Source organism: uncultured Sneathiella sp. (assembly GCF_963973085.1).
Lineage (GTDB): Bacteria > Pseudomonadota > Alphaproteobacteria > Sneathiellales > Sneathiellaceae > Sneathiella.
This window is the reverse complement of record NZ_CAXAXA010000002.1, coordinates 34,290-58,796: the sequence shown is the minus strand read 5'-3', so window position 1 is coordinate 58,796 and position 24,507 is coordinate 34,290. Positions and strand designations below refer to the sequence as shown.

25 protein-coding genes are annotated in these 24,507 nt (G+C 51.1%); 18 read left to right on the top strand and 7 right to left on the bottom strand.

Annotation, left to right across the window (positions count from 1 at the left end):
- Positions 1 to 41: 41 nt before the first annotated feature.
- Positions 42 to 653, bottom strand: coding sequence for a CDP-alcohol phosphatidyltransferase family protein (locus AACZ19_RS04460; RefSeq protein WP_339631532.1), 612 nt, complete (start codon positions 651 to 653; stop codon positions 42 to 44).
- A gap of 140 nt (positions 654 to 793) precedes the next feature.
- On the opposite strand from AACZ19_RS04460, the gene AACZ19_RS04455 reads away from it, so the two are divergent.
- Complete coding sequence (locus AACZ19_RS04455; RefSeq protein WP_339631530.1) at positions 794 to 1,264, top strand: OsmC family protein; 471 nt, start codon at positions 794 to 796, stop codon at positions 1,262 to 1,264.
- Positions 1,265 to 1,326: 62 nt separating this feature from the next.
- Complete coding sequence (locus tag AACZ19_RS04450) at positions 1,327 to 1,539, top strand: hypothetical protein (RefSeq protein ID WP_339631528.1); 213 nt, start codon at positions 1,327 to 1,329, stop codon at positions 1,537 to 1,539.
- Between the two features lie 6 nt (positions 1,540 to 1,545).
- Here AACZ19_RS04450 and AACZ19_RS04445 read toward each other — a convergent pair whose 3' ends face one another.
- Both AACZ19_RS04445 and AACZ19_RS04440 read right to left on the bottom strand, forming a co-directional pair.
- Positions 1,546 to 2,430 carry a NifU family protein gene (locus tag AACZ19_RS04445; RefSeq protein WP_339631526.1) on the bottom strand — a complete coding sequence of 295 codons (885 nt, stop codon included), beginning with the start codon at positions 2,428 to 2,430 and terminating at the stop codon, positions 1,546 to 1,548.
- A 138-nt stretch (positions 2,431 to 2,568) separates the two neighbouring features.
- Entirely contained in the window at positions 2,569 to 3,582 is a 1,014-nt protein-coding gene (locus AACZ19_RS04440; protein ID WP_339631524.1) for a cyclase family protein, read from the bottom strand.
- A gap of 135 nt (positions 3,583 to 3,717) precedes the next feature.
- Between AACZ19_RS04440 and AACZ19_RS04435 the strand changes: the two genes are divergently transcribed.
- A complete protein-coding gene (locus AACZ19_RS04435) occupies positions 3,718 to 4,974 on the top strand; it encodes an MFS transporter (RefSeq protein ID WP_339631522.1) in 1,257 nt (418 codons plus the stop codon).
- Between the two features lie 51 nt (positions 4,975 to 5,025).
- Here the strand turns inward: AACZ19_RS04435 and AACZ19_RS04430 are convergent, their stop codons facing one another.
- Genes AACZ19_RS04430 through AACZ19_RS04420 form a run of 3 tightly spaced genes read right to left on the bottom strand, consistent with a single transcriptional unit; the run spans position 5,026 to position 7,832 of the window.
- Positions 5,026 to 5,799, bottom strand: a complete 774-nt coding sequence (locus tag AACZ19_RS04430) for a class II aldolase/adducin family protein (RefSeq protein WP_339631520.1) — start codon at positions 5,797 to 5,799, stop codon at positions 5,026 to 5,028.
- A 27-nt stretch (positions 5,800 to 5,826) separates the two neighbouring features.
- Positions 5,827 to 6,981 carry an acyl-CoA dehydrogenase family protein gene (locus AACZ19_RS04425; RefSeq protein ID WP_339631518.1) on the bottom strand — a complete coding sequence of 385 codons (1,155 nt, stop codon included), beginning with the start codon at positions 6,979 to 6,981 and terminating at the stop codon, positions 5,827 to 5,829.
- A gap of 44 nt (positions 6,982 to 7,025) precedes the next feature.
- Positions 7,026 to 7,832, bottom strand: a complete 807-nt coding sequence (locus AACZ19_RS04420; RefSeq protein ID WP_339631517.1) for an IclR family transcriptional regulator — start codon at positions 7,830 to 7,832, stop codon at positions 7,026 to 7,028.
- Between the two features lie 126 nt (positions 7,833 to 7,958).
- On the opposite strand from AACZ19_RS04420, the gene AACZ19_RS04415 reads away from it, so the two are divergent.
- From AACZ19_RS04415 to AACZ19_RS04385, 7 genes are all read left to right on the top strand, one after another.
- Entirely contained in the window at positions 7,959 to 9,113 is a 1,155-nt protein-coding gene (locus tag AACZ19_RS04415) for a TAXI family TRAP transporter solute-binding subunit (RefSeq protein WP_339631515.1), read from the top strand.
- A gap of 21 nt (positions 9,114 to 9,134) precedes the next feature.
- On the top strand, positions 9,135 to 11,129 hold the full coding sequence (locus tag AACZ19_RS04410; RefSeq protein ID WP_339631513.1) for a TRAP transporter fused permease subunit: 1,995 nt from the start codon (positions 9,135 to 9,137) through the stop codon (positions 11,127 to 11,129).
- A 179-nt stretch (positions 11,130 to 11,308) separates the two neighbouring features.
- The gene (locus AACZ19_RS04405; protein WP_339631511.1) at positions 11,309 to 12,064 is read left to right on the top strand and encodes a hypothetical protein; all 756 of its coding nucleotides are present in this window, start codon (positions 11,309 to 11,311) and stop codon (positions 12,062 to 12,064) included.
- Between the two features lie 131 nt (positions 12,065 to 12,195).
- Positions 12,196 to 12,723 (top strand): TetR/AcrR family transcriptional regulator, encoded by a 528-nt coding sequence (locus AACZ19_RS04400; RefSeq protein ID WP_339631509.1) that lies wholly within the window; start codon positions 12,196 to 12,198, stop codon positions 12,721 to 12,723.
- Between the two features lie 294 nt (positions 12,724 to 13,017).
- Entirely contained in the window at positions 13,018 to 14,889 is a 1,872-nt protein-coding gene (locus AACZ19_RS04395) for a 2-oxoacid:acceptor oxidoreductase subunit alpha (RefSeq protein WP_339631507.1), read from the top strand.
- 1 nt (position 14,890) lies between these two features.
- Positions 14,891 to 15,907, top strand: a complete 1,017-nt coding sequence (locus AACZ19_RS04390; protein WP_339631505.1) for a 2-oxoacid:ferredoxin oxidoreductase subunit beta — start codon at positions 14,891 to 14,893, stop codon at positions 15,905 to 15,907.
- A 91-nt stretch (positions 15,908 to 15,998) separates the two neighbouring features.
- Positions 15,999 to 16,331 carry a TraR/DksA family transcriptional regulator gene (locus AACZ19_RS04385; RefSeq protein WP_339631503.1) on the top strand — a complete coding sequence of 111 codons (333 nt, stop codon included), beginning with the start codon at positions 15,999 to 16,001 and terminating at the stop codon, positions 16,329 to 16,331.
- A 5-nt stretch (positions 16,332 to 16,336) separates the two neighbouring features.
- Here the strand turns inward: AACZ19_RS04385 and AACZ19_RS04380 are convergent, their stop codons facing one another.
- Entirely contained in the window at positions 16,337 to 16,624 is a 288-nt protein-coding gene (locus AACZ19_RS04380; protein ID WP_339631501.1) for a DUF6460 domain-containing protein, read from the bottom strand.
- A gap of 185 nt (positions 16,625 to 16,809) precedes the next feature.
- Here AACZ19_RS04380 and AACZ19_RS04375 point away from each other — a divergent pair, with 185 nt between their 5' ends.
- From AACZ19_RS04375 to AACZ19_RS04340, 8 genes are all read left to right on the top strand, one after another.
- A complete protein-coding gene (locus AACZ19_RS04375; protein ID WP_339631499.1) occupies positions 16,810 to 17,244 on the top strand; it encodes a flagellar biosynthesis repressor FlbT in 435 nt (144 codons plus the stop codon).
- A 332-nt stretch (positions 17,245 to 17,576) separates the two neighbouring features.
- On the top strand, positions 17,577 to 18,386 hold the full coding sequence (locus AACZ19_RS04370; RefSeq protein WP_339631497.1) for a flagellin: 810 nt from the start codon (positions 17,577 to 17,579) through the stop codon (positions 18,384 to 18,386).
- A 117-nt stretch (positions 18,387 to 18,503) separates the two neighbouring features.
- Positions 18,504 to 19,286: a DUF1217 domain-containing protein gene (locus tag AACZ19_RS04365; RefSeq protein WP_339631495.1), complete on the top strand. Its 783-nt coding sequence runs from the start codon at positions 18,504 to 18,506 to the stop codon at positions 19,284 to 19,286.
- A 268-nt stretch (positions 19,287 to 19,554) separates the two neighbouring features.
- Positions 19,555 to 20,352 (top strand): flagellin, encoded by a 798-nt coding sequence (locus tag AACZ19_RS04360; RefSeq protein ID WP_339631493.1) that lies wholly within the window; start codon positions 19,555 to 19,557, stop codon positions 20,350 to 20,352.
- A 69-nt stretch (positions 20,353 to 20,421) separates the two neighbouring features.
- Positions 20,422 to 20,799, top strand: coding sequence for a flagellar biosynthesis regulator FlaF (gene flaF / locus AACZ19_RS04355; RefSeq protein WP_339631491.1), 378 nt, complete (start codon positions 20,422 to 20,424; stop codon positions 20,797 to 20,799).
- A 118-nt stretch (positions 20,800 to 20,917) separates the two neighbouring features.
- On the top strand, positions 20,918 to 22,468 hold the full coding sequence (locus AACZ19_RS04350) for a carboxyl transferase domain-containing protein (RefSeq protein WP_339631489.1): 1,551 nt from the start codon (positions 20,918 to 20,920) through the stop codon (positions 22,466 to 22,468).
- Between the two features lie 70 nt (positions 22,469 to 22,538).
- Positions 22,539 to 23,177 (top strand): YbhB/YbcL family Raf kinase inhibitor-like protein, encoded by a 639-nt coding sequence (locus tag AACZ19_RS04345; RefSeq protein ID WP_339631487.1) that lies wholly within the window; start codon positions 22,539 to 22,541, stop codon positions 23,175 to 23,177.
- Between the two features lie 102 nt (positions 23,178 to 23,279).
- The gene (locus tag AACZ19_RS04340; RefSeq protein WP_339631485.1) at positions 23,280 to 24,503 is read left to right on the top strand and encodes an adenylate/guanylate cyclase domain-containing protein; all 1,224 of its coding nucleotides are present in this window, start codon (positions 23,280 to 23,282) and stop codon (positions 24,501 to 24,503) included.
- Positions 24,504 to 24,507 lie beyond the last annotated feature (4 nt).

Genomic DNA, 24,507 nt, shown 5'->3' with positions numbered 1-24,507 from the left:
GCAAACGAGTATAACGGTTCAGGATCACCTTACAATAACGATCAACCGGATTTTCCGAAGGTCGCCCAAGCCGCATAAATACGGGTACAGGTCGTTATCCAGCACATACCCCCAAATATCAGCGCAATTGCAAAAAAGTAATCCGGGAAAAGGCACATTAGCACCATCGCCGCAATCGTCTCGCCTCCTTCCGCAAGGCCACCCAGGTAATAGAGTGATTTGCTTCCCTGAATAGCAGTGGTGATGCGATGCTTCTCCGCCATGATTGCATAGGTCAGAAACGTTGAGCCCGTACCCATAAAGCTGAAAATAAGAAAAGCGGCGAACACAGCATTTTCCGGACGGGCGAGTGCAAAGGCGAAAACAACCGCAGAATAAAAGATGAAATCACAAACGATGTCCAGATAACCGCCAAAATCGGTGAGTAACGAGTGTCGCGCCACGGCACCGTCAAGACCGTCAAAAAGCCGGTTGAGAAGTATGAAGAAAAGGGCCAAACCATATTCCTCAATCGCGATGAGGGGAACGGCAACGAGCCCAAGAAAAAAGCCGGCAATCGTTATTGTATTTGCGGAAACACCGGTCGCCGCAATTTTCGTTCCCACCGCGTTCAACGGCGGATCAATGATATGTCGTAACGCCGCATCAAACATTTTGGCCTGAAATACCCTCTTGATCCGAGAACAGTCTAGTGAGATTGTACTTAACGAAATACATAATGGTAATAACCGGACATAGCAAAGCGATATCAGGTCGCTCCCAATAATGTGAATTCTCTTTATCAGGGAATAAAATGGCTCAGATACATGAATTTTTCGCCCGTATTGACTGGACCGGCGCCCGGGATGGGGCAACGACGGACTACAGAACATATTCTCGTAACTATGATATCCTGATTGACGGACGACCGACGATCAAGGGATCAGCGGCCCCTCCTTTCCTTGGCTCGGACGATCGATATAATCCGGAAGATTTGCTGGTGGCGTCCCTTTCCGCCTGCCACATGCTAAGCTACCTCGCCCTGTGCGCCCGCAAAAGGATAGAGGTAACCGCTTATCATGATGACGCCTGGGGGAAAATGGAAATGAAAGACGGCGGTCTGCGATTCACGGAAGTCGTTCTGAAACCTTTTGTGACGATTACCGCCAATGGGGATCTGACAAAAGCGGAAAAGCTCCATGAAGATGCCCATGGTATCTGTTTCATTGCAAATTCTGTGAACTTTCCAGTTCGTAACGAAGCCAGTGTTATGTTCGCCAAATAACCAAAATTTAATCCTGTTATGTCACCTTAGTTGCCAATACAGAACCTGAACCGAGACCGATTATGCAACTTAAATTCGAAGCCGCGATTTTCAACGAAGAAGTCCTCACGGCCATCCAGGATGGCGAGCACCATAAGAATCTGTCTGACAGCTGGGCGGAAACGCATTACTTCGAAATTTACGCCTCAAGCCTTGAGGACGCATGGGAAAAAATGCGGCGGAAATACAGCGCCGAGCGTGGTTTTGTGATCAAATCTGTCGAAGAAGTCGACTAGGGCTTTTTAATACCCGACATAATAGGGATTGGTGCCACCGGCATGGTCGGTAACATCAAGAACACGCTCAATCATCGGAACGGCAGTCTTGATTTCCACCTCAACGCCCTGCTTAAGGGTTGCGTCTGCCATACCGCAGCCCTGACACCCTCCCGCCATTTCGACATAGGCGGTCTGGTCCTGAATATCGATCAGAGTGATATAACCCCCATGCGCAGCAATCGCAGGATTGATCCGGGTTTCCAGAAGCACGCGAATTTGTTCCGCTTCATCGCTTTGAAGTCCCGGACGGTCCGTAGTGTTTTCCGCCTCTTCATCGACCATACGCTCAAAACGGACCCTTTGAATTTCAGGGATGAAATGCTTGACCGTATTCTCGATTTTAATCTGCGTCCCGAACGCCGGCGTCGACAGGCCGGAACTATCCATTTCCAGCACAACAACACCATCCGCCGGGTCATAGGACTTAAAGGCGACATCACCGCCATCGTCCAGCAATTGAGGCCTTACCCGCGTTTCCACCAGATCGACAATTGCATCGACAATTTTCTGATCTTTTTCGGAATAGCTCGCGCTTGCCGCTTTTTCTTCACCGATCAAAACAGGCATGCCGCTCATGTAATGGTCCATTATCGCCGCCAGCACCATGGGTTTGAGCTGTATCCACAGGGTTTTCTGCTCTTCATCCGGCATTTTGACAATGGTGACATAGTCTTCACCGAGTTCCACTGAACTCACACCCGGGATGTCAAACAACCGTGCCGCAAGTGGTGACCGCGCGCGGCCGTCCTTCTCATCCTCAAAGACGATTGACCCAGAGGCCAAAACCTGACGACCAGGCAGGAACTTCATCCGCGCATCGTCTTCATGTGGCAGGGTCTGAATAAACATCAAGAAACTCCAACCCGCACGCAGCGGGACATTAATAAAATCGACCGTCAGCTAACAGATTAACTGGAGCACGGCAAGGTTCAACCATAACATAATACGCTTACAGTTGCTTGCAATAGTCTGAAACTGCGTGAGCCACTATACAGTGGCGACGGGGTTTGCTGGCGAGCCGACCGCGCCCGGCAGGCGTATCGGGGGCGCCGTCAACAAAAACCGGGATCGACCATGTACCTTGAGCCATGTGTTCAGAGGGGTCAAATACCAAAGCTCCCCTAGGTGTATGCCGAGCTTGAAAAGGCAATGCTCGTGGATTGGCAAAAAAGCACAACTTCCTTCCCCGGGGCGCGATGGATGCGCTTCAACGGCATAATTATCCGCAATTAATAGCGAAAGGCCGGAATCCGTAATCCAGTTCAGCAGCTTTCCATCCCGGCCATCCAGCGCCGCGCAGGAGTTATGCAGTTTTTCCTTGTCCGGCGTGCCCCCCATTTCCATGATCATCTGGGCAAAGCCTGTATGCAGGCAGACCATGTCCCCCTCTTCGACCGTGACGTTGTCCTTATCCATTACCCGCATGAGATCGTCATAGCCGACCATTGTCTGGTCCCAGCCAAATTCACCCTCAAGATCAATCATGACGCCGCGGCCCTGAACACCGACAGCGGCCATATTCTCGATACCGAGGGCGTGGGCCCGGCTGCCGCCTTCATCCTGCGGACCACAAATATGCTCACCACCACGGTAGCCGTTGTAATAGACAATCTCCGCCTTTCCATCCCCGTCCGCATCAAACTCCTGACCGACATGGGCAAGGCTGTCCCACTGCGAAGAATATTGCGTATGCAGGACAACCAGATCGTCACAGATCACGTCTATCATGCTGGGATCGTCCTGAGACAGGTTGTAATTCATGTTCGGTCGGTCACCGGAACGTACAGTGGGCCTTATTTCTGGCGGGTAACGCCGGGGATTTAGAAGGTTCCCTCCCGGCATATCAAGTGGCAGGCTGAGGCAGAAGCGTTCCCCTGCTTTCACTTCAGCCGCGGCAGCGCGCACTCTTTCAGGCGTGATCAGGTTCAGCCGACCTATCTGATCGTCTGCGCCGAATTCACCCCAATTCGATCCTTCAGGCCGGTTTGTCCATCGTGACATATTTCTCTCCCTTTATTTTTATTTTTCAGTACACAATAGCTACAAGACATTCCGGTGCAAAGCCCCATGTCCGGCAGAATTGACCGCAGACACACAAACTGTTAGCTCTTAAAAAACAAAACGGACGCAATAAAAATGAAAAACGAAGCGGCAACGGCCTTTAAGATCATCACTACATTGTCGATCGTTTACATCGCCAGTAATTTTTATCGCTCGTCCATTGCCGTCATTGCACCTAACATGATGGATGAGATCGGGCTAACTCATGAAGAGCTCGGTATTATTGGCGGTATATTTTTCATTGCCTTTGCCTTGTTCCAGGTTCCGGTCGGCATTTTCCTGGACCGGTATGGTCCGCGCAAAACCATCTGCGTCCTTATGTTGTTCGCGACGATAGGCTCCTGCGGCTTTGCCGTTGCAACGAATTTTCTGGAACTGTCGGCCGCCCGCTTTGTAATCGGTATTGGATGCTCACCGATACTAATGGGCTCTCTCGTTATTATTTCAAGGTGGCTTTCCGTGGAGCGTTTTGCCTTTTATGCGTCCTTGATTGTCGGGATGGGCGGTGTCGGGAACATTCTCGCGACAACCCCCACGGCAATCCTAACCGATATCATCGGGTGGCGTGATGTATTTCTGGTAGCCGCCGGCGTCAGCGCGTTCTCGGTCATATTTGGCTATTTCATTATTAAAGACGCACCCAAAGGCCATGCCTTTCATGATCGGGAAGTCGAGAGTATGAAGGAAACCCTGCTTGGCGTTTTAGAGATCATCAAATACAGGGAATTCCAATATGTTTTTGCCATCAACCTCGTGATCTATGGCACGGTCATGACGATTGTCGCGCTCTGGGGCGGGAATTACTTGCGGGATATCTACGGCCTCGACCTCACAGACCGCGGCAATATTCTGTTCTGGATGACTGCGGCTGTCATTGGGGGTAACTTCTTTTATGGCTATCTTGATGGCAAATTCCGGGCGCGCAAGCATCTTGTTATTGCCGCGGCGGGCACAACGATCCTATTACTGGTAATTCTGGCAGCGATCCCTGTGATAGCCGTCTGGCAAGTTTCCACTCTTCTCATTCTGTTCAGCTTTTTCGCCAGCTATGGTGTTGTCATCATGTCTCATGGCCGCTCTATTTTTCCAGAAAAGCTTCTCGGGCGCGGCATTGCTACTTTGAATACCGCTGTATTCCTTGGGGTGTTTCTGCTGCAGTCGATGGGAGGATTTATCATCGGCAGTTTTGTTCGCGACGACGGGATAGCGCCGCATATAGCCTATCGCGTTTTCTTTATCAGCCTTGCGATACTGGTTTCAGCCGGATTGTTTGCCTACAGCCGTTCAAAAGAATCAAAAGACATCAACAAAAAGGCGCCGGAAACAGCCTGACGGCGATGCTTCCGGCGCCTGATTAATTTCAGACTTGATGCCAGCCTGTCATTAGTTGCGGAAATTACTGCCCTTGTTGTCAAGAAGACGCAGCAGGCCCGGCCATTCCAGACCGGATTGCGATGCGCTGATCTTGAACTGGCCAGCGGCATGTTCACATACTTCCCGCGACGGCAAGATAAGCTCGGAGTCGCCTGCCAGCGCCTTGATCTGTGATTCGCAGGATTTCTCAAGATAGAATATGCGTCGGAATGCTTCAGAGATTGAACTACCAACCGTCAGCAAGCCATGGTTACGCAGGATCATGGCAATGCTGTCACCCATATCCCGGACAAGCCGTTCACGCTCGTCCAGGTCCAGGGCGATGCCCTCATAGCCGTGATAGGCCAAGCGACCATAAAACATCATCGAATGCTGGCTTATCGGGAGAAGCCCCTGCTTCTGGGCGGACACCGCCATTCCGGCGCTGGTATGCGTATGCAACACACAGGCAACGTCATGGCGTGCACTATGAATAGCGCTATGAATGGTATATCCCGCCGGATTGATAATAAAGGGAGTCTCGCTCAGAATATTGCCGTCAATATCAACCTTCACCAGACTTGACGCCGTGATTTCATCAAAAAAGAGGCCATACGGATTGATCAGGAAATGATTCTCCGTGCCCGGCACCCGGGCCGAAATATGCGTGAAAATCAGATCGGACATGCCGTAATGAGCGACCAGCTGATAACAGGCCGCAAGATTGACCCGCTCTTCCCATTCCTCGTCGCTGACTTTACCTTTGAGGCTGGGTACCATTTTGTTGATCTTATCTACACCCATTTCAAATTTTCCTTTTTTCTATTCGTATTAGTTACTGTGCGATTTCAGCATGTTGCGTGCGATAACCAGTTGCTGAATTTGCGTTGTTCCTTCATAGAGGCGCAGCAATCGGACGTCCCGGTAGAACCGTTCAACCTTGTATTCCGCCATATATCCGGCACCGCCATGAATCTGAACCGCGCGATCAGCAATCCGTCCTGCCGCCTCGGTCGTGAACATCTTGCAGCAGGCGGCCAGCATAGAGATATCCTCGTTCTTATCATATTTTCGCGCTGCATCCAATGTCATTGCTGTTCCGGCAAACAATTCAGTTTGACTGTCCGCAAGCAAAGCCTGAACAAGCTGGAATTCACCGATGACCGTACCGAACTGCTTTCGCTCCGCCGCGTAGGAAAGCGCTTCCCCTATGATTCGCTCCGAAATGCCAGTGGAGACGGAACTTAAATGCAGCCGCCCTCTGTCCAGAACCTTCATTGCCGTGTAGAAGCCCTGTCCCTCGGCACCGCCAAGCAACGCGGCCGCCGGGATACGGGCATCCTCAAAAATAACGTCACTCGTCTTTGTGCCGCGTTGCCCCATTTTTTCGTCTGCTTTGGCGATCGTAATGCCGGAAGTTGCAGGATCGACCAGAAAAGCAGAAATGCCTGACGCACCTTTCTTTGACGAATCCGTGCGCGCCATAACTGTCAACATGCCCGCGCGTAAAGCATTCGTAATATATCGCTTTGTACCATTCAGCACATAGTCATCGCCGTCACGGACTGCGACAGTACGTAAGGAAGCAGCATCAGACCCCGCTTCCGGCTCTGTCAGGCAGAAGGAGGACATGATCTCTCCTGATGCGAGGCGGGGCAGATACTGCCTTTTCTGCTCTTCTGTGCCGGTCATGACGAGCCCCTGACTGCCAATGCCGACAGTAGTCCCAATGACGGAGCGAAAAGCCAGCGAGGCTTTGCAAAGCTCGTGAATAACTTCACATTCCTGTTCCATGCTGAGCCCCAGCCCGCCATATTCTTCCGGTATGGACAGACCGAACAGGCCAAGCTCCCGCATTTCCTGAATTATTTCTTCCGGAACATCGTTGGTTTCCTCAACCTTATCCTCCGCCGGAACAAGTTTTTCCCGGACGAAGCGGGACACCGCGTCCTTCATTAAGTCAAAAGTCTCGCTATCCAGCGCCATTATCTTTCCTTTTCTTGGTTTTCTTTATTTGGAAGTTTTCGCCGTCAATCTACTCCGCAGATTACCTCAATACTACGCGCCAATCCGACGAGTCGCGGGCCGACATCTTCGCGTAATCTGGCTTCTGTTACCAGATAAGACGACCCACCGCAATTATAGGCAGCGACATCGCCGCTTGAATTATCCCGCGTTGCTGTGCCAACGGCATGAAAAACTGATTGCCATTCTCCCATGGAGAGGCAATATCCGAAATCTGCGAAGTCCTTTTGCGCTGATTCAAAACCCTTTTTGATCTCAGGCCAATCCTCCAGATGTTTTTTCCGCACATGGTCAAGCAGCAATGCCCGCTCGCTTTCTGCCAGCTTGCACAGAAAAGCCCGTCCGACTGCAGTTGTGGCAATGGGCAGATATGATCCTGTTTCCAGCCGCAGCGTACTCTCATCACCGCCGCGCGCTGTCTCAACATACACCATATTCAGACGAACACGCGTTGCCATAGCAACGCCAAGGCCAACCTGCCTCGCAAAATCCCTCATTAGGGGCCGCGAGAGTAATCTTAACTTATTGTTCGCGAGGAAGGTATAGCCGAGGGACAGCACAGCCGGTGATGGCTCGTACTTTCCAAGGCTTTTGCGATAAGTCAGGTAGCCAAGCTGCATCAATGTGCTGGTTAAACGGGAGACAGTAGAGCGTGGCAGCATCGTTCGCTTGGCAAGCTCATTGTTCCCGACCGGCCCTTCGCCGGGCCGGAACGCCTGAAGTATTTCTAAGCCGCGTGCCAGAGAGGTGACAAAATGCCGATTATTATCCGGCACTGAAATGCCCTCGACGAATGTTTCTTCTTCCAACATATTCTAACTATAGTAAAAAAAAGATTTCTTAGGAAAAAAACTTGCAGAATTCTGTTCCACTATGCAGAATACGCTCCTATTAGAAAACAAAAAAATAACATACCAAGTTTTCCATGGGAGGAAATAATGGGAATCAGTTTAAAAATATGCACGGCTGCAGCCGCAGCAGTGATCGCGTTCTCGTCTGTCGCATCTGCGGAAGACGTCAAGTTGCCGGATACACTCGCGTGGAGTGCCTACAATACTGGAACGACCGGCTATAACCAGTCGGTAGCCATCGGCAAAGCGCTGAAAGACAAGTACGGTGTCGACCTTCGCGTTATTCCAGGCAAAAATGATATCTCTCGGATGGGGCCCCTGCGCACCGATAAAGTCCAGTTCGTCGCAAATGGCGCCGGTACCTTTTATGCGGCGGAAGGCGTCTTTGAATTTGCCAACCCCGATTGGGGGCCGCAACAGGTGCAAATGCTTGCATCCGCAACATCAGATGCCAATCTTTCGGTCGGCGTTGCTGCCGATGTAGGTGTTAAGACCGTTGCCGACCTGAAAGGCAAGCGCGTTGGTGTTGTCCGCAGCTCCCCCGCGCTGACGATCGGGACAGAAGCAATACTGGCATTCGCAGGCCTTACCTATGACGATGTTGAAGTCGTAGAATTCGGCGGATATGGCGCAATGTGGAAAGGGATGGTGTCTGGCCAGATCGATGCTGCGTTCGCATCAACAGTGTCTGGTCCGACCAAACAGCTTGAAGCATCTCCCCGGGGTATTTACTGGCCTCCGACACCAGCCGCCGATAAAGAGGGCTGGGCTCGCATCCAAAGTGTTGCCCCGTATTTCGTGCCCCATGTCGCCGTGCTGGGAACGGGCAATATCTCAAAGGACTCGCCGCATGATGGCGCAGCTTATCCTTACCCGATCCTGATTACACGTGCGGACCAGGACCCGGATCTTGTTTATTCAATGATCAAGGCAGTTCATTCCGAATATCCAAATTATGAGAAATCACTTCCGGAAATGACGGGCTGGGCTCTTGAAAACCAGACATTTAAGTGGGCCGTTCCCTATCATCCGGCGGCTGTTAAATACTGGAAGGAAATCGGTGCCTGGACAGATGACATGGATGAGCATAACAACATGATGCTTAAGCGTCAGCAAGTTTTGGCCGACGCATGGGCGACCATGGCCGACAAAAATCTTGAAGGCGATGCTTTTTCTGAGGATTGGATGAAAACCCGGGCTGCCGCGCTTGAAGCAGCCGGCATGAACCCGATCTTCAAGTAAACCAAAAGCACAGATTTCCTTATGGAAACACAAAAACAAGAAACTGGCGCGGTGGTGAAGCCTGAATTGGCTCGCCACCGTAGCCTTTCTTTCGGCTGGATGGCGATCGTAATTGCGATCACCATTGTAGTCATCACGCTTGCTGTCAACCAGCTCTTCAATGCCGGATTTTTCGTCGGCTACACCTGGCTTGATAACGAGTATCAGTACGCGCTTTTCGGACTGCTTGTTCCGATTGTATTCCTGATTTTTCCGGCAAGTGGAAAGTCAGCCATGGACAAGGTTCCTTGGTATGATGCCCTGTTTGCCTTAACGACCTTTGGTCTGCTCGTATTCTTCTTCATGAATGCCGAGCGAATCCTCGACAATGGTTGGGAAATGGGGGCGCCGGACCATATTGTCACCCTGGGTTTCATTCTCTGGTTGCTGGTTCTTGAGGCAACACGCCGCGCAGGCGGCACCGCCCTTTTCACAATTGTTCTGATCATTTCATTATATCCGCTTTATGCAGATATTATGCCCGGCCCGATATCCGGCCTTGGTAGCTCACTTGCGGATACAACAGCCTATCACGTCCTCAGTGCAGAGAGCATGCTCGGCATCCCGATGCAGGCACTCGCCAACCTCGTTATCGGTTTTCTGATTTTCGGTGTCGCTTTGACCCAAACGGGCGGCGGCAAGTTCTTCATTGATCTGGCATTTGCGGCACTTGGCCATGTTCGCGGCGGTCCTGCAAAAGTCGCGATTTTCTCCTCCGGCCTCATGGGTTCCATGAGCGGAAGTGTGATTTCCAACGTTATCACGACCGGCGTGATGACCATTCCGGCGATGCGAAAAACGGGGTTCAGAGCCTCCTATGCTGCCGGTGTTGAGGCATGTGCCTCAACTGGTGGTGTGTTGATGCCGCCGATTATGGGCTCAACTGCCTTCATCATGGCAGTATTCCTCAACATCCCATATATCACCATTGCGGTCGCCGCGATTATTCCGTCGATTCTCTACTATCTGGCCCTGTTTATCCAGATTGACGCATATGCTGCAAAAAACAATATGCCTGGCCTGCCGAAGGAACAGCTGCCGAAACTGGGCGAAACATTCCGTGCTGGCTGGCATTTTATTGCGGTCTTTATCTTGCTGATCGTCATGCTGGTTTACCTTAAGCAGGAAGTCCTTGCGCCTTTCTATGCAACGGCCTTGCTGCTCATCATTAACCAGATATTCTCAAAAGAACGCTGGGGGATGAAGGAGTTCTGGGCGTTCATACTTGCAGCCGGTAAACTGCTGGCGGAAATTGCCGCAATTCTGGTCGGTGTCGGCCTCATTGTTGGCGCTCTTTCGATTACTGGAATGGCGGGAACATTGGTGAATGATCTCGTCTTTATTGCAGGTGGCGATATTCTGGTCCTGCTCCTGATGGGCGCGATTGCAAGTTTCATTATGGGGATCGGCATGACCGTTACGGCGGCCTATATCTTCCTGGCAATTGTTCTGGCACCCGCATTGATACAGGGCGGTCTTGATCCTTTATCCGTTCATCTCTTTATTCTCTATTGGGGCATGGTTTCGTTCATTACCCCGCCAGTGGCACTTGGTGCCTTCGCAGCGGCATCAATTGCAGGGGCCAGCCCCATGCGGACTGGTTTTGAAGCGATGCGGCTTGGCTCGATCATCTATTTCGTGCCGTTCTTTTTCGTTCTGGATCCGGCCTTTATCCTGAACGGAGAACTCAGCCGGACGGCGCTATTGTTTGTCTGTGCTGTGGGGGGGGTTATCCTCGTTGCGAGCTCCCTGCAAGGTTATCTTGTATGGATCGGCAACCTGCATCGTCATCCCATTCTTGGCTGGCCGATCCGAGCGCTAGTCCTGATCGGCGGTTTAGCTTTAGCAACGCCGGGCGGTAGTGACTTAATACCGTTCAGCGATCTTGAACTGGCGCTCTTCGCATTGGCCACAGCAGGTCCTGCAGCCGCGGTTGCCTATATGCTTGAACGTCGAGCGAAAGCCGCCATGGCTTAGCTCTACTTCTATATCAACGATTGGAATCGAAATTCAATCATCATGAAACGCCCGCTTAAGCTAGAAGCGGGCGTTTTTTTGAAAGATAAGAATATGACGGCGGGCTCTTCTGCTTGCGGTCGCCGACCCCCTATCGTATGTTGCGCCGATACTTTCATTCAACAGGAACTTGGCAAGGTATGAGGCGCGGACTAACAATTGCGATGATCGGGATTGTTCTGCTTTTCTGCGCAGCGATCATTGTCGTCTATGTATCAATAGGCTCTGTCATTACTTCGTCAGTTGAAAAGTATGGCTCGGCGATGACCCAAACTTCGGTCACATTGACGGAAGCAGAATTTTCTCCAACTACCGGAGAGGCAACATTACTGAACTTGAAAGTCGAAAGTCCGGTTCCGTTCACCGCACAGCCGGCACTGCTCGCGCCACGCATCGAGATACAAATTGATCCGCATACTATTGGTCAGGAAACGATCGTCATTAAACGACTTATGGTCGAAGCCCCGGAAATTACGTATGAGATCATAAAATCAGGTGACAATCTGCGGAAAATCCGTGACCACATTAAAGACGCGGTTTCTGCTGAGCAACGGGGACAATTCCCCTTGGATCGCAAAGGCTCCCCCAAAAAAATTATTATTGATGACCTTTATATCCAGAATGGGGTCGTCATCGTTCAAGCCGAGAATTTGACCGGAAATAGGGAAACCGCCCTTCTGGAAGATATACATCTAGAAAACGTCGGACAGGCTGAAAATGGTCTTGAAGCCGCAGCATTGATTGAGGAAATATATGCTTCAGTGCTTCAGGCAACGACCCTTGCCGCTCTTTCGACCGATTTAAACCTTTCAGACCAGATGCGAAATATACTGCGCGGGGCCAGCGACGAGACGGAAGAGCTGGTTAATCATCTTCGGAATCTTCTCGAAAAATAAAGTTGCCCGCTGTGCTACGAGCAGGCATAACGGACAATGCAACAACTGTTTGTTAGGGTCGATCTGTGGCGGAAAGCAAACCTCCTCGCGAGGACGGGTTACACCGAAGTGACAACCGACGTCAGGAGCTAATGGCGGCGGCGGCGCATCTGTTTAATCAACGCGGCTACGATGCGACATCGATGCGAGATATCGCACGCGAGGCTGGCATGCTGGCCGGCTCCATGTACTATCATTTTTCATCCAAGGACGAACTGATTATTGCCACATATGAAGAAGGTCGGCGGCTTCTCATCACGTCTTTGTTGGAAGCGATTGAGGGAGTAGAAGACCCGTGGGAGCGGCTCACCGCAGCCGCTGTCGCCCATATGAACACGCTGTTCGGCGGCAATAACTTTTCTATCCTGCTGTGCGCGGACATCTCCCGAACTGCGCCAACACTGCGAAGTCGTCTTATTGAAATCAGAGATAGCTACGACAAGTTGTTTATGGATCTGATCGAAGATTTGCCATTGAAAGAGGACGTTGACAAAGGACTGTTACGTCTCAGCCTTTTGGGTTCCCTGAACTGGTCCAGCAGTTGGTACCGCCCTGGCGGACAAACACCAGCTCAAATTGGTGCTTTTTTCGTGCGCGTAATGAAAGACGGTTTGAGCTAAAATTCAAAACTATATTTTACAAATTATATTGTAAATAAAATATTTTACATATTTTTTAAGAAAATAGTGTTGTGTTCTGCATAAAAACAACTATATCTACGGTGAAGGTAGTGACTGTTGAACAAAATTCATAATCTTGTGAATGGCGAAGAAAATCATTGCTGAACAGGCTGTTCTTATTACAGTAAAGGGTGATATAGGCCGTTGATTGCTGACTCAAAATGTGGCTAAACTACGGCATTGGCGGGCTCGCGAAGCTGTCCACCCCTTAATTACAAAATGCGAGTAGGAAAGTTGAACGAATTAAAAATAAAATCAGATCCCGTCTCCGCCCCCCGGAAAGAGGTATCTTCCGTTGTCATCCGCTTTGCGGGCGACTCGGGCGATGGTATTCAGATTACAGGCAGCCGCTTTACTGACACAACGGCGCTGGCCGGAAACGACCTCGCGACCTTTCCTGACTTTCCGGCAGAAATACGTGCGCCGATTGGAACGACGTTCGGCGTCTCTGCCTTCCAGATTAACTTCGGTTCCCGCAAGATTGAGACCGCCGGGGATGACCCGGATGTATTGGTTGCCTTAAACCCGGCAGCTTTGATGGTCAATCTTGCCCGGCTCAAGCCTGGCGGCATGATCATCGTTGATAGTGGTACTTTCACAGATCGTAATCTCAAGAAAGCCGGTTATCTTGCCAATCCGCTTGAAGATCAGTCTCTGGACGCTTATTCCGTTCTGGAAATTGATATTACCAAGCTGGTTCTGGAATCTGTTAAAAAATTCGGCCTTTCCCAGAAAGAAGGCCTTCGCTGCAAGAACTTCTGGGTTCTTGGCCTTGTTTACTGGATTTATGGACGCAACCGGCAAGATACGGTCGAATGGCTCAAGCGTAAATTCGCAAAGCGGCCGGATATTGCGGACGCGAATATAGCCGCATTGAATGCCGGTCATATCTACGGTGAAGCGTCGGAGACAGCAGGAATAAGTGAGCTGTATTCTATTCCCGCCGCTGAAATGTCAAAAGGATTGTATCGTACCATTACGGGCGGGGAAGCCCTTGCCTGGGGTCTTGTTGCCGGTGCGGAACTGGCAAATCTGAAAGTTTTTTTCGGGTCCTACCCGATTACGCCTGCGTCCCCCGTACTTCATTCGCTTGCGAAGATGAAACAGTTTGGCGTCAAGACATTTCAGGCCGAAGATGAAATCGCCGCCATTTGCTCTGCAATCGGCGCCTCCTATGCAGGATCGCTCGGCATTACATCTTCCTCGGGACCGGGTATCGCGCTCAAAGGTGAGGCAATCGGGCTGGCCATCTCCACGGAATTACCTCTGATTATTGTCAATTCGCAGCGTGCCGGCCCCTCCACCGGCCTGCCGACAAAAACCGAGCAATCTGATCTGTACCAGGCAGTCTACGGGAGAAACGGAGATGCGCCGTTGGTCGTTCTGGCCTCCCATGGCCCGGCGGACTGTTTTGATGTCGCCATTGAGGCCTGCCGCCTTGCGACAAAATATATGACCCCGGTCATGCTGCTGACGGACGGCTATATCGGAAATGCAGCGGAACCCTGGCTGATCCCTAATGTGGCGGATCGGGCCCCGTTCCCGGTCGCGTTTGAAACAAATCCCGAGGGCTTCGCACCCTTTAACCGTAATCCGGAAACTCTGGCACGGCCTTGGGCTATCCCCGGAACGCCGGGCCTTGAGCATCGTGTTGGCGGAATTGAGAAGGAAGAGGGCTCCGGCAATATATCCTATGAACCCGCAAACCATCAGAAAATGACCGATTTGCGGCGGGACAAGATCCTCAATATTGCGCAGGACATCCCGGAACAAACTGTCGAAAATGGCGAAACCAGCGGGAAGCTGGCAGTTGTCGGCTGGGGTTCGACATATGGGCCCATCAGCCGCGCCGTGGATAACAAGCTTGCTGAAGGCGCGAAGGTCTCGCATATCCATTTGCGGCATATATGGCCATTGCCACGCAATCTAGGTGAGCTGCTCCGGGAATTTGACAAGGTTATTGTTCCGGAAATGAACGATGGACAACTGAAAACTGTCTTGCGTGATCAATATCTGATCGACGCCCGTCCCCTGACAAAGGTAACCGGTCAGCCTTTCAAGATATCCGAGATCGAACGTGCCATTGATGCGGCACTGGAGAATTGACATGAACATTGCTGTAACACCCGACAAGCTCAAACCCGCAGACTTCGCCTCCGATCAGGAGGTGCGATGGTGCCCGGGTTGCGGCGATTACGCAATCCTGAAAGCTGTGCAACGGACTTTGCCGGATATCGACACGCCGAAGGAAAATTACGTCTTTGTCTCCGGAATCGGCTGCTCATCTCGCTTTCCCTATTATATGTCAACCTATGGCTTCCATACGATCCATGGCCGGGCGCCCGCCGTTGCGACCGGCATGAAAATCGCAAATCCGGAACTGGATATCTGGATGGTAACGGGCGATGGCGATGGTTTCAGTATTGGCGGCAATCACATGCTCCATGTCCTGCGCCGGAATGTCGATTTGCAAATCCTGCTCTGTAACAACGAGATTTACGGCCTCACGAAAGGTCAGTATTCACCAACCTCCGGAGTTGGGCTACGCACGCCGTCATCCCCGGACGGATCGGTCGATACACCATTGAAGCCGTTGGTCTTTACACTGGGTGCCGGAGCCCGTTTTGCTGCTCGCGCCTATGATACGCAAAAGACGTTGCCGGAAATCCTGAAACGGGCTCATGCCCACAAAGGCACGTCGATGATTGAAATTCTTCAGAACTGTATCGTTTATAATGACGCGGTTTTTGATAATGTTCTCGCCCGCGATGTCGCCTCGGAAAAGCAACTCCATGTCGAGCACGGCAAGCCAATGATTTTTGGTGCAGAGAAGAACAAAGGTGTCCGGCTGAATACAAGCACATTGTCCCTGGAGGCCGTCACCATTGGTGAGAATGGCGTGACAGAAGCTGACATACTTGTTCATGATGAGAAAAATCGTTCACTCGCCACTTTGATCGCCGCGATGGACGGCAACGAGCTGCCCGTTGCCTTTGGTATCATTTACTGTGATCCGGCACCAACCTATGAAGATGGCATAACGGAAAAGCTGGAGCAGGCAAAAGAAGAAACCGCTCCATCCATGGACGCTTTGTTGAGGCAAGGACATACCTGGCAGGCCTGACAGCCTTATAGTATAGAACAACAGAGGCCGGTCCCTTCGCAGGGCCGGCCTTTTCTTTGCAATCCTTAGAAGTTTGCAATAGCCTCTTACTATGACAAAGGACAGTGTGGAAAATATCCTGCTTGCTCGGCGAGAAGCTCTTCTTAATGTTATGAGGTCAAGCACAAGTGACAGTCAGCCCGTAGAGCTTGATCAAAGCCGGGTCGGGCGGCTTTCTCGCATGGATGCGCTGCAGGGGCAGGCAATGGCCCAGGAAACAGAACGGCGGCGCAAGAATGAACTCCAGCGCATTGAAAGTGCCCTGACTAGGGTTCGCGACGGCGAATATGGATATTGTGTATCTTGCGGTGACGAAATCTCGAAAAAGCGCCTTGAACTTGACCCAAGTGTCCCGCTCTGTATCGACTGCGCAAGCAACGGGTGACGGGATCAATCCTGCTGCTTGGAGGAGGATGACATTTTACGGCGGCTTTTCCGTTGCAAATAATTAAGCCCGGCAACAATTCCCCAGATCGGCAGAACGACAACGGCCCCCAGCAGGATATAATCCGCGGCCCAGCGCACCGAGTTCAGTGCCAGTGAGTAAATCTCGCCGATAGTACCCGTTAAATCCTCCAATAGCTCAAGCGGCGTGATATCAAACAGCGTCAGGGCCCATCCGACCAGAAAGGACACAATCAGCAGCTTGACAATCAGCGAGCCTATATTTCGCGGCATTGATCTTCCCCAAAAAAAAGCTGTCGAACGCTTAAACATTTCCTGTTCGAACATGATCAAACATATAGTTTGCCATCATGGCATGACCAGAGTTTATTTAATTCCTGGTCGACGACGTGACCGATTCCCAATTAACAGTATATAGACTATAATCCTGTTTTGCACATTCATTGGCAATTGCTATAGTGAATGGTGTGGTCCGTATTGGAGACAAGTTCATGTCGTTAAAGTTTCGTATTCCCGCTGGCGAGAAAATTGTCGTGAATGGCGCCGTTCTCACAAATTCAAGTAGCAAGGCTATGCATTTTTCGCTGGAAAATGATGCCTCCATCATGCGCGAAAGAGATATTCTTCTGCCGGAAAATGCTGAAACGCCTCTTCAGAACGTCTATCTTTTTATCCAGTTGATGTATATTGAGCCGGGAAGCCACGAAGAGCATCATAAGAGTTTTCAGGATGCCGCTCAGATTGCCTTCCTCTCCACTACAGACAATGACGAACGGAATCTTGTATTCGAAGTTGTGGGGTTGATCGGTGAGAAAAACTATTATGCTGCGCTGAAGCTATTGCAAAGACATTTCAAGGCCACTCTCCCTCAACCAGAAGAATCAGCGGAATAAAAAGCCAACCTCCTCTGGAAATTTCATTACGATTCTAATCGTCCGATCTATCTTATAGACAGCGTGATCGGTGATTTTTCCGTTTTTTTTCGGTTAGGCGGCGAAATAAAAATTACGCTCAAATGATAAAAATCCCGCAGATTTCCGTGACTTTTGGGATTTTCCTCAGCACGGCTCTGATTTTTTCGATGACCTCAGCAAGCAAATGCAATCCTCATTAATCTTTTGTTAGGAAATCCCAGAGATAGTCAGGGCACGGTTTCGAAGTAGACCGGGGCTCAAAAGAGCTGATTGGTCGCAGATGCGACAACTCTAGAATGAGGATTAATATTATGGCTTCTATCAATACAAACTCCGCTTCCATGGCTGCCCTGCGTACACTTAACATGACGCAGAATTCTCTTGGCAAAGTACAGTCCCAGCTTGAAACAGGTCTTCGTGTCAACAGCGCAAAAGATGCTCCGGCAACTTTCGTTATTGCACAGGGCATGCGCGCTGACATTGGCGCTCTGAACGCTGTTTCTGAAGGTATTGCATTCGGTCAGGCGACAATCGGCATGGCTATGGCTGGCGCCACCGCAATTTCCGATCAGTTGACAACCCTAAAAGAACTTGCCACGCAGGCGAAGAACGAAGGTCTCGACGGTTCCGTTATTCAGGATCAGGTCACCGAAGTACTTGCACAGATTGACGCGATTACAAGCACTTCTGCGTTTAACGGTGTGAACCTGATTACCGCCACTGCTACAACTCTGACGGTTCCTACTGGCCTTGGTGCAACGGACAACGTAGCCTTCACCAATATTGACCTGTCGTCAACGACCGGGCTTGCCTTGAACACTATCGACGTAAGTGTAATTGCAAATAATGCTGCTGACATGGCGACAATTGATGCCGCTATTGCAAGTGTTGGTTCTGCTTTGACCAGCATTGGTACGTTCTCCAGTCGTCTTGACGACCAGGGTGAATTTACCCAGCTGCTGACCGACACAATGAAAGAAGGTCTCGGCGTTCTGGTTGACGCGGACATGGCTGAAGTTGCTGCTGAACTGACTGCATTGCAGACGAAAGAGCAGCTCAACATCCAGTCACTGAGCATTGCTAACTCTGCACCGCAGACAATTCTGGCACTGTTCCGTTAATAGTGGCTTGAACAAGGGAAAGGCGGCTCATACGGGCCGCCTTTTTCCGTTAACATCTCCTTAACGACTTATCGGCTATACTGAATCAATTAACCTCGTTTTTCTTTGGAATACGATATGCAAGTGTCCACAAACAGCTCGTTACTTTGGTACAAGCTTTCCAGTGCCCTCAAAGAACCGCATATGAAAGCGTTTGAGGCACAGCCGACTGTTGCGCGCGATATCGATACCTTCAAGGAAAAAATTGGCGAGATCAAATCCGTTGATGATTTGATGAAGAACCGGACTGTCCTGACAATGGTGCTCTCGGCCTTCCAGCTTGAGAGTGAAATTGATAAGCCAGCGATGGTTCGAAAGATACTTACTGAGAATCCTGCGGATAAGGAAAGCCTCGTCAATCGGCTGGCGGAACCCCGCTGGGCAAAACTCGCCAGCGCAATGTATGGTCTTAACAGCGATCCGGATTTCTTTCAGAAGCAATCGAATGTCGACGCCATACTGGCAGGCTATAAAACGAACGAGTTTGAAAAATTTGAAGGCCAGAATGCGGACGGTGTCCGGGAAGCAATGTACTTCAAGCGTCTTGCCGGAAACGTCGACAAGCTTTCACAGATAATGGCAGACAAAACTTTGATGCATGTTGTCCGGGTAGGCCTTGGCCTACCGGAAAGCTTTCAAAGCCTTAGCTATGAGCAGCAAAGAGATCGCCTTGAAAAGCAGATTGACATCGCAGATTTCAAGGATCCGGAAAAGATCGACAAGATGATCCAGCGCTTCCTGGTTTACACAGAGATCAATAATACTGATCCCGCCAGCAATCCTATGCTGTCACTTTTTCAGCCTATTTCAAACGGTGAATTTGTCGGCCCTCAGCCGATCCAGATAGATCTGTTCGTCTAAACCACCGTTCCTTCTTTATCTGACGTCAATTTTTCCTCGGCACAGATTTAAAATGCCCGCACAACTTGGCGGGCAGAACTTTCTCCAGCGTGAAAAAAATTCCTATCCTGCTACCTTTTTGCCCCTTACATCCAAATAAAGAGTCGACGAAAACCTAGCAAGAACCCCGAAAATCTGCGGTTTTTAAAACTGGCACGCCCTTTGCTTCTGTAGTTGCGAGTGAATTCGCGATCTTTTGATTGCCTTAAAGTTTCTACAGGAGATGAAGATGACTTTTTCAATTAATACCAACACAACCGCAATGGCGGCTCTGCGGACATTGTCTCTTACCCAGACCAGCCTTTCCCAGACACAGCGTCAGATCGAAACCGGCCTCAAGGTGGCAGAACCCAAAGACAATCCGGCATCATTTACAATTGCACAGACAATGCGTGGTGACATCGGGGCACTCGACGCAATCGAGGAAGGCCTTACATTTGGACAAGCAACTGTCAGCATGGCAAATGCCGGCGCATTGCAGATTTCAAATCTCCTTATCGACATCAACCAGAAAGTGACCCAGGCATTCAACGATGGTCTGGACGTTACCGTGCTTCAGGAAGAAGTCGACGCGCTTCTTGCCCAAATTACATCCGTTGTCGGCTCAAGTGTCTTCAATGGCGTTAATCTCATTGACGGTGTTAGCGCTGACCTTGACGTTCTGACAGGCCTGGGCGGTGTGACGCAGACAATTGCCGCGCAAGACTTGCGCCTGGCTACTTTGGGATTGGTAGGACTTGATCTGACGAACCCCGCTGTAGCTCTTGCCGCTGTTGATGGCGCTGAAGCTGTTGTCGGTAATGTTATCACGACACTGGGTACGTCAGCAAACCGGCTCGACAGCCAGGCTGAGTTTACCCAGCTCCTGACGGATAAGCTCAAAGAAGGGCTCGGTATCCTTGTCGATGCCAACCTCGCCGAAGCCAGCGCAGAATTGCAGGCATTGCAGACAAAGGAACAGCTTGGCATCCAGTCCCTATCGATTGCCAACTCACGTCCGCAGTCCATCCTTCAGCTTTTTCAGTAATTAGTAACGGTATCGTAAGGATATTCGTCAATAGTAAGAAATACTATCGAGAACTGAAGAGAATAAAATATGTCTGTAGCTGCTTATCAAAAGGCCAATCAGAATACCGAAAACCCGCGCCAAACAGAATACCGGGCTTTCGCAATATTCACTCGTGCTATGGAAGAAGCTGACAAAGAAGACAACGCAATGGCAAGAATCAAGGCTGTCGCCAACAACAGGCGGCTCTGGCTTACCTTGCAAATGGATCTTCTGTCAGAGGAGAATGGGCTCCCCGACGACCTGAGAGGTCGGCTTCTTTCCATCGCATTCTGGGTCAGCCGCTATAGCTTGAATGCCATGAAAGGCGAAGCATCCGTTGCACCGTTGATTACCGTCAACAAGCAGATCATGGATGGCATGAAGCCACAAGATCCAAGCGGCGCCCCTGCCCCTTCAATTCCCTAAGTGACCGCTGGCAGCGACGATACAACAGCCGTAAAACTTTCGCCTCCCCCGCTCTATCACCTAAATCCGACACCGGTTATACTTTGCCAAAAGCAGCAGTTGGCAAGGAATAGATTGAATGAGTTGGGAAAAAGAAGCCGAAGAAATAAGAAAAATGCGCATGGCCGCAAAAGCCCAAGGCGGCGATGAGGCCATCAAAGCACATCATGCGAAAGGCCGACTAACCGTTCGCGAACGCATCGACACCCTCCTTGATCAACAGAGCTTTCAGGAGCAGGGCCGCATTGCCGGTTCGGCCGAGCGTGATGATGCCGGTAACATCACGGCTTTCTCTCCTGCAAACTATATTACCGGCCTTGGTCTGGTTGACGGAAGACGCGTTGCGGTTGGCGGAGAGGATTTCACTCTGAAAGGCGGCTCGCCCAATGCTGCGGGACTGCGCAAGAGTGTCTTCGCAGAAGAACTTGCTTCACAATATCGCGTTCCGCTCATCCGCATGCTGGAAGGCGGCGGCGGGAGTGTTGCTAAAGGAAAAAGCACGGGCACAGTCGGAAGCCCCGCTTATGAAAAACCCCGGTTTCTCTCAATCTCAAAATTATTGGGCGAGGTACCGGTCGCCTCTGCCGCTCTTGGCCCTGTCGCTGGATTCCCTGCGGCGCGTTTCGCTGCATCCCATTTCTCGGTCATGACGCGAGAGACAGCGCAGCTGCTGATCGCAGGTCCGGCGCTGGTGGAGAGAGCCCTTAACATCAAGTTAACAAAGGAAGAGCTGGGCGGTGCGAAGATCCACAGCCGAAACGCCGTTGCTGCCAATATCGCCAAGGATGAAGAAGACGCCTTTATTCAGATCCGCCGTTTTCTGAGTTATCTTCCCGGTAATGTCTGGGAGCTGGCATCCGTCCAGGCCACTGATGATCCTGTTGATCGAATGGAAGAGAGCTTGCTCAGCATTGTTCCAAAAAATCGCCGACTTCCCTTTAAAATACGCAATCTGATCGCATTGGTGGTTGATCGGGAGAGCTTTTTTGAGATGGGAAAGCACTACGGTCCCGGACTTGCTACGGGCTTTGCCCGCCTCAATGGCCAATCCGTCGGCGTGATCGCCAACGACTCCTACTATTATGCAGGCGCGATGGGCGCAGATGCAGCACAAAAAGTCCGCCGGTTCATTGAATTATGCGACACCTTTCATCTCCCCATTGTCAACTTTACGGATGAACCCGGCTTTATGATAGGCCCTGACTCGGAAAAAGATGGAACCATCAAATACGGAACCTCCGCCGTTGCCGCCGCTGTAATGTCAGTTGTTCCTTGGGCAACGGTCATAATCAAGAAGGCCTTCGGTGTTGCGGCCGCAGCGCATTTCAGTGAAAATGGGTATGTTCTGGCGTGGCCCAGCGCGGAGATGGGGCCTCTTCCAGTCGAAGGAGGCGTTGCTGTCGCCTATCGCCGCCAGATCGAGGAAGCGGATGATCCTGAAAAGCTCCGGGCGGAACTGGAAGAAAGGCTGGCGGCTCAGCAATCACCATTCCCCCGCGCCGAAAGTTTCAGCGTCCATGACATTATTGATCCACGGGAAACCCGCCCGGCGCTCTGCCAATGGGTGAGCTGGATACAGCCGCAACTCGACCAGCTTAAGGGACCCGTCTCCTTTTCTTTCCGCCCCTAAACCATTTACGTGATGGTACTGCTTTGTTAAAATCTCGTAAGCTTGAGATAATGAAAAAGGATGACATAAAATGACAGCTGCGTTGAAGGTAAAAATCGATGGATGGGAAAACGGTGATCCGATTCCTGGAAGGTTTGCATTTGGCGTGCCTGCAGCAGAAGGACATGTCGCCCTTAGCGATAATCGGAGCCCCGCGATAAGCTGGTCGGATGCGCCGGAGGGCACAAAATCCTTTGCCATCATCTGTCATGACCCGGATGTTCCCTCTTCCGGTGAGGATGTGAACCAGGAAGGCAAGACGGTTCCTGAAAGCCTGCCCCGCGTTGACTTTTACCACTGGGTTCAGGTGGATATTCCGCTCGAATACTCCAGTCTTGCCGAAGGTGAAGTGACCGACGGTATCACGGCGAAAGGCAAGGCACCAGCGAAGCGATCATATGGCCGGACCGGCCTCAACAACTATACGGACTGGTTCGCGGACGACCCGGACATGGCGGGAGAATATGGCGGATATGACGGCCCCTGCCCGCCTTGGAATGACAGTATTGTCCACCACTATCATTTTACAGTCTACGCGCTTGATGTTGAGACCCTGGACCTCACGGGATCCTTTGGCGGCCCGGAAGCGCTGTCCGCGATGGAAGGTCATATCCTGGCGAGCGGATCTTATGTCGGCACCTACAGCATGAACCCGGACGTCCCTGCTTAACAACCTCTGGCGATATCCGTCAGCCGCGTTTTGGGATGCATTCTCTTGTATTTCTTCGGGCATCGCCCACTTAAAGAAAAAAGGGAAAGGATGATTTCTGCCGTGATAAACCCAACGATCGCCAAAATACCTGGTGAGAATGCAGATTTTGACAAAGCAGTTGATGCCATTGAGTGGTGGCTGACGACACAAGCCCTTGGAAATGTCTCCCTGACCCAGATATTTACCGAATTCAGCAGGTGTATAGACCAGACCCTCTTTCCGCTCATACGGTCGCATGTCACGATGCGTCAGATGCATCCCTTCATAGACCATACAGATCATACCTGGAGCAGGAATGAAGGGGAACTGACCAGCAACTCGCGCCCTAGGTCTCTCACTGACGACCCAAACTGGGTGCGAAGTCCGCTCTATTACATGCTTGAAAATATCATTCTGGAATACAGATGCGACATGAGGCAGCCGGAAAATATAAAGAAATTTCCAATATTTTCCGATTTCGAGCAAATTGGCGGGACCGATTATATCGCTTTTCTGACGCCCTTCGGTTCGCAGGAAACAGCAATCAAGACTCATGATGGCGTCATGTCCTCATGGTTGACCGACAAGAAAGGCGGGTTTGCAGAAAGAGATATTGCGGCCCTAAAACATCTCCTGACTCTCTTCGATATTGCCGCACGGGTCTTCAAGCGTGAACAGACCCTTCAGGATGTTCTAAGCGCTTATCTGGGTCCGCTTGCCGCCCAACAGGTGATGGAAGGAAAAACGCAGCGTGGGGATGGCGACATTATCCAGGCCGTCATCTGGATATGCGACCTTCGCGGTTCAAGCGCGCTCGCCGACCAGATGGAAATGGCCGCCTATTTGGCACTCCTCAACCAGTTTTTTGAATCAATGTCGGAAGCCGTCATGGCCGAAGGCGGCGAGGTGTTGAAATTCATGGGCGATGGCTTTCTGGCCATCTTTCCGACGCCAAACGACGAGGCCATCGCTGACGCGGCGAACAGGGCCCTCACGGCGGCCCAAAACGGTGCGAATGCTCTTGCAGCCCTTCCGTCAGAAGCCGCCCGTCTCAAGTTCGGCATCGGTATACATCATGGCGACGTCATGTTTGGAAATATCGGCGCCCGGGAACGGCTCGATTTCTCGGTCATTGGTCCTGCCGTGAATATGGCGAGCCGACTTCAGGATCTGACAAAAACCCTTGATGCCAATCTCTTGGTGACATCAGCCATTGCCGAACATCTGGACCGCCCATGGCAAAGTTTCCCTCCGCAGCTTGTCCCCGGCTTGAAGTATCGGATAGATGTTTTCACGCCAGCCTGAGCAG

Excerpts from the sequence above, each read along its gene's own strand:
- AACZ19_RS04460 (WP_339631532.1), bottom strand. The coding sequence starts at position 653 with ATGTTTGATGCGGCGTTACGACATATCATTGATCCGCCGTTGAACGCG.
- AACZ19_RS04455 (WP_339631530.1), top strand. The coding sequence starts at position 794 with ATGGCTCAGATACATGAATTTTTCGCCCGTATTGACTGGACCGGCGCC.
- AACZ19_RS04450 (WP_339631528.1), top strand. The coding sequence starts at position 1,327 with ATGCAACTTAAATTCGAAGCCGCGATTTTCAACGAAGAAGTCCTCACG.
- AACZ19_RS04445 (WP_339631526.1), bottom strand. The coding sequence starts at position 2,430 with ATGTTTATTCAGACCCTGCCACATGAAGACGATGCGCGGATGAAGTTC.
- AACZ19_RS04440 (WP_339631524.1), bottom strand. The coding sequence starts at position 3,582 with ATGTCACGATGGACAAACCGGCCTGAAGGATCGAATTGGGGTGAATTC.
- AACZ19_RS04435 (WP_339631522.1), top strand. The coding sequence starts at position 3,718 with ATGAAAAACGAAGCGGCAACGGCCTTTAAGATCATCACTACATTGTCG.
- AACZ19_RS04430 (WP_339631520.1), bottom strand. The coding sequence starts at position 5,799 with ATGGGTGTAGATAAGATCAACAAAATGGTACCCAGCCTCAAAGGTAAA.
- AACZ19_RS04425 (WP_339631518.1), bottom strand. The coding sequence starts at position 6,981 with ATGGCGCTGGATAGCGAGACTTTTGACTTAATGAAGGACGCGGTGTCC.
- AACZ19_RS04420 (WP_339631517.1), bottom strand. The coding sequence starts at position 7,832 with ATGTTGGAAGAAGAAACATTCGTCGAGGGCATTTCAGTGCCGGATAAT.
- AACZ19_RS04415 (WP_339631515.1), top strand. The coding sequence starts at position 7,959 with ATGGGAATCAGTTTAAAAATATGCACGGCTGCAGCCGCAGCAGTGATC.
- AACZ19_RS04410 (WP_339631513.1), top strand. The coding sequence starts at position 9,135 with ATGGAAACACAAAAACAAGAAACTGGCGCGGTGGTGAAGCCTGAATTG.
- AACZ19_RS04405 (WP_339631511.1), top strand. The coding sequence starts at position 11,309 with ATGAGGCGCGGACTAACAATTGCGATGATCGGGATTGTTCTGCTTTTC.
- AACZ19_RS04400 (WP_339631509.1), top strand. The coding sequence starts at position 12,196 with ATGGCGGCGGCGGCGCATCTGTTTAATCAACGCGGCTACGATGCGACA.
- AACZ19_RS04390 (WP_339631505.1), top strand. The coding sequence starts at position 14,891 with ATGAACATTGCTGTAACACCCGACAAGCTCAAACCCGCAGACTTCGCC.
- AACZ19_RS04385 (WP_339631503.1), top strand. The coding sequence starts at position 15,999 with ATGACAAAGGACAGTGTGGAAAATATCCTGCTTGCTCGGCGAGAAGCT.
- AACZ19_RS04380 (WP_339631501.1), bottom strand. The coding sequence starts at position 16,624 with ATGCCGCGAAATATAGGCTCGCTGATTGTCAAGCTGCTGATTGTGTCC.
- AACZ19_RS04370 (WP_339631497.1), top strand. The coding sequence starts at position 17,577 with ATGGCTTCTATCAATACAAACTCCGCTTCCATGGCTGCCCTGCGTACA.
- AACZ19_RS04365 (WP_339631495.1), top strand. The coding sequence starts at position 18,504 with ATGCAAGTGTCCACAAACAGCTCGTTACTTTGGTACAAGCTTTCCAGT.
- AACZ19_RS04360 (WP_339631493.1), top strand. The coding sequence starts at position 19,555 with ATGACTTTTTCAATTAATACCAACACAACCGCAATGGCGGCTCTGCGG.
- flaF (WP_339631491.1), top strand. The coding sequence starts at position 20,422 with ATGTCTGTAGCTGCTTATCAAAAGGCCAATCAGAATACCGAAAACCCG.
- AACZ19_RS04350 (WP_339631489.1), top strand. The coding sequence starts at position 20,918 with ATGAGTTGGGAAAAAGAAGCCGAAGAAATAAGAAAAATGCGCATGGCC.
- AACZ19_RS04345 (WP_339631487.1), top strand. The coding sequence starts at position 22,539 with ATGACAGCTGCGTTGAAGGTAAAAATCGATGGATGGGAAAACGGTGAT.